At 40.2% G+C, this 3163-nt stretch carries 4 protein-coding genes; all 4 read left to right on the plus strand.

Annotation, left to right across the window (positions count from 1 at the left end):
* The first annotated feature begins 127 nt into the window (after window positions 1-127).
* Window positions 128-796 carry a 5,6-dimethylbenzimidazole synthase gene (bluB, locus tag AB6C75_RS23170; protein ID WP_372109445.1) on the plus strand — a complete coding sequence of 223 codons (669 nt, stop codon included), beginning with the start codon at window positions 128-130 and terminating at the stop codon, window positions 794-796.
* 87 nt (window positions 797-883) lie between these two features.
* A complete protein-coding gene (locus AB6C75_RS23175; RefSeq protein ID WP_372044533.1) occupies window positions 884-1234 on the plus strand; it encodes a hypothetical protein in 351 nt (116 codons plus the stop codon).
* Between the two features lie 425 nt (window positions 1235-1659).
* Window positions 1660-2790 carry an AAA family ATPase gene (locus AB6C75_RS23180; protein WP_372109447.1) on the plus strand — a complete coding sequence of 377 codons (1131 nt, stop codon included), beginning with the start codon at window positions 1660-1662 and terminating at the stop codon, window positions 2788-2790.
* 2 nt (window positions 2791-2792) lie between these two features.
* On the plus strand, window positions 2793-3125 hold the full coding sequence (locus AB6C75_RS23185) for a hypothetical protein (RefSeq protein ID WP_372109449.1): 333 nt from the start codon (window positions 2793-2795) through the stop codon (window positions 3123-3125).
* Window positions 3126-3163: the final 38 nt, after the last annotated feature.

Consider the following 3163-nt stretch of genomic DNA (forward strand, 5'->3'; position numbering starts at 1 on the left):
CCTCGCCGCGATTAAAACGCTTTTATCTCGAACAAAATTTAACCACGAAAGGTCAGCACGCCCTAGCAACATAGACACTTTAGTTGGATAATACTGGCTCAATAAGACGACGATAAGACAGGGATGTATGGAAATTACGCCGAATGAACGCGATGCAGTATATAAAACGATTTTTTCTCGCCGAGATGTTCGTGGTCAGTTTCTTCCTGATGAGATCCCAGAAGACGTTTTGATGCGTGTGCTAACCGCAGCGCACCATGCTCCCAGTGTTGGCTTTATGCAGCCTTGGGATTTTGTCGTTGTCCGTGATATCGAAACCAAGCAACAAATCAAAGCCGGTTTTAATCAGGCTCATGCGGAATCCGCGGAAATGTTCACCGATGAAAAGCAGGCAATGTATAAGCGTCTAAAGTTGGAAGGCATCGTCGAATCACCGATCGGTGTCTGCGTGACTTGCGATCGCAACCGAACCGGAAAGGTCGTGTTAGGTAGAACCATCAAACAAGAGATGGATCTGTACAGCACCGTGTGTGCGGTTCAAAACCTATGGCTGGCAGCTAGAGCCGAAAACCTAGGCTTAGGGTGGGTGAGTATCCTGCATGACTCAACACTGCGAGACGCATTAGATATACCAGAAAACATCGATATTGTGGCGTACCTGTGCATTGGTTACGTTGACCACTTCAAAGATAAGCCAGAACTTGAAACCATGGGTTGGTTACCAAGAAGAGACGTGAATTCAGCGATTCATGAAGGTAAGTGGAGCCCTAAGCAGTTAGAGATAGATGGAAAGTAATTACTTCATCAAACTTGCTGATATCTGTTTTAGACATAAAATTGCGTTACCAAGCGATCATCGATCTGGACTCAAGTGATTTCCACGATGTCGGTAACGGATTCTCGCAGCGTAGTGGGGGATCGCTGGCCTTGGTTGAGTGCTTACAAGACAAACCTATACCAAGTCACCCTGATTGAAGCCAACACACTAATGGAAACATGGCGAGGCCGATACCTAGACAAAGCACTAGAGGCCTTGGTGGTAACAGAGGCAACTCATCTGTTCGGCCAAGTTTGCCCTGAATGTAATGGCAGCGGTAAATACATTGCCAAGAACCGAGCAAGCAGAACCTGTCCATGCTGCGATGGTGGCCGTATAGGCTGGACACAAGAAACCCGCTTTGCTTACTTCTGCCAAACCTTACCGGTTACCTTCTCACGCTTTAAGAAGTACTAGTCTATTTCAGGTAAGTTGGTTAAACGCTTGGTGGATAAGCGCAGTGTAGCCGCTTTGGCGTTGCAGGGAAGGTATGAGCAAGAAGAGCAAATGACGAAAGTATTAGAAGCTGAGGCATAGCTCGTAAGGTTTGACATAACTACGTAATGTGGTGGTTTAGCTGCTGGAAGGTTAAAAAGATAGTGAATTTGATAGATGAGTTGGAGTTATTTCTAATAGCACTGATTTTAGTTTAAAGGTTGCAATTATATTGAGCCGATATCTTTTGTGTTGGTAGGTTGCGTGGTATTGTTAGTCATTGGAAACAGTGGTTGGATTAAGGTGTTTTTCCGGTTGTGTTAACACCTTAACTGGGCGTTATAGTAGTTCGTTGGGTGTTTAGGCGATAAAGTCGTCAGTAGGTGCCTTAGATAGGCAAGGTGAGTATGTTTTTAAGAGAATTTAAAGTCATGAATTTGTGGAGTGATAGCTCAGTTGAGTTAAGCTTTGCAAAGAATGTGACAATTTTAACGGGTATTAATGGTTCTGGGAAAAGTTCGATACTTAATATCATCTATGACTCACTGAACTTTAAATCAGCCGAATATTTAACCACATCAAAAAATAGGTTGTGGGTTTCTGAGTGTACGTTAGAGAACGATATTGTGCTTCAATCGATGGCTCTTCCTCCGGTACCTCAAGAAAAACAGACAGAAATAGAAAGTTCGATTATTAAGTACAGAAAAGATAATGGACCTCATACCGTATTATATAACCAGAAGTTAATCGATGAAGTTAAAGAGGTTTACGATGATGGCAAGGCTCTTAACCATATAGTATTTTCGAAGGGTAATATTGAAGGGGAAGGTTTTGTTAATGCTTTTGACTTTCCTGATAGTTATACGGAAGAACAAATAGAAGAGGGGAGAAAGGCATTACGAGAAAGACCCAACGCATTTTTATTTCAAGAAGATAGAAAAGTAATGCATAACTTGGATAATAGTAATATTGATCCAAATTTAGAATTCTGGGCCACATATAGTACATCAATTGATACTCGCTTCTTTTATATAAGAGATGCAATGCAAATTCGCGAATCTCAAATAGACTCTGAACGTTCGAAAATTCTTGATGACTTTGAAGGGGTAGGGGATTTTGATGGTCATAGAAATGACCCTAGGTATAAAAAAGTAATTAATGATAAAAAATCAATTGCTGATTTGTATTCTCTACTAAATATATACTTTAGTGAGTCAGGAAAATCAATTGTAAAAGATAAAGATGATAATAAAGTAACATTAAAGAATAGCGCTAACGATACGCCAATATCATGGCACTTATTATCAAGAGGCGAGAAGACAATTATTTATTTATTCTTTTCTGTTTTTTTGTATAAAGATAAAGTATCGATGTTCTTATTAGATGAACCAGATGTTGCTTTGCACATTAACTGGCAAGAGAACCTTATCAAAGACATTACAAGTATAGCTCCTGAACATCAATTTGTAATTGCAACCCATTCGCCAGGCCTAGTTATGAATGGCTGGATGAATAACTGTAAGGAAATAGCGATCTAGTCATGAATCAGGTTGTTGTGGTTAACGGTGTATCATTCCCTCTAACTTCAAAGTTTATTGAAGCTAAGAGAGTCTTTAATAAAAAAGAGCCACTGTGGTTTTATGTCGAAGGTTTTGAAGATGTTAGCTTCTGGAAGCTGCGTTTAAAAGGCTTAGGGGTACCATACAAAGTAGTTGCTTTTGGTAACTGTAATAAGGCCAATGGTAAAGGAACGATCATTAGTGCAATTGAGCGAAGTGATCTAGAACTTGGTAAGTGTCTGGGTGTTGCTTTAGATAGCGATTATGATTATTTACTTGATCGGAATACAAAAATTTTGACTAGGGCGTGTTGATCTTTCGTGAGTGTTTTTTGAACAGCATGGTAAAGAGT

The sequence above is a fragment of the Vibrio sp. 10N.237.312.B06 genome (assembly GCF_041464685.1).
Lineage (GTDB): Bacteria > Pseudomonadota > Gammaproteobacteria > Enterobacterales > Vibrionaceae > Vibrio > Vibrio tasmaniensis_A.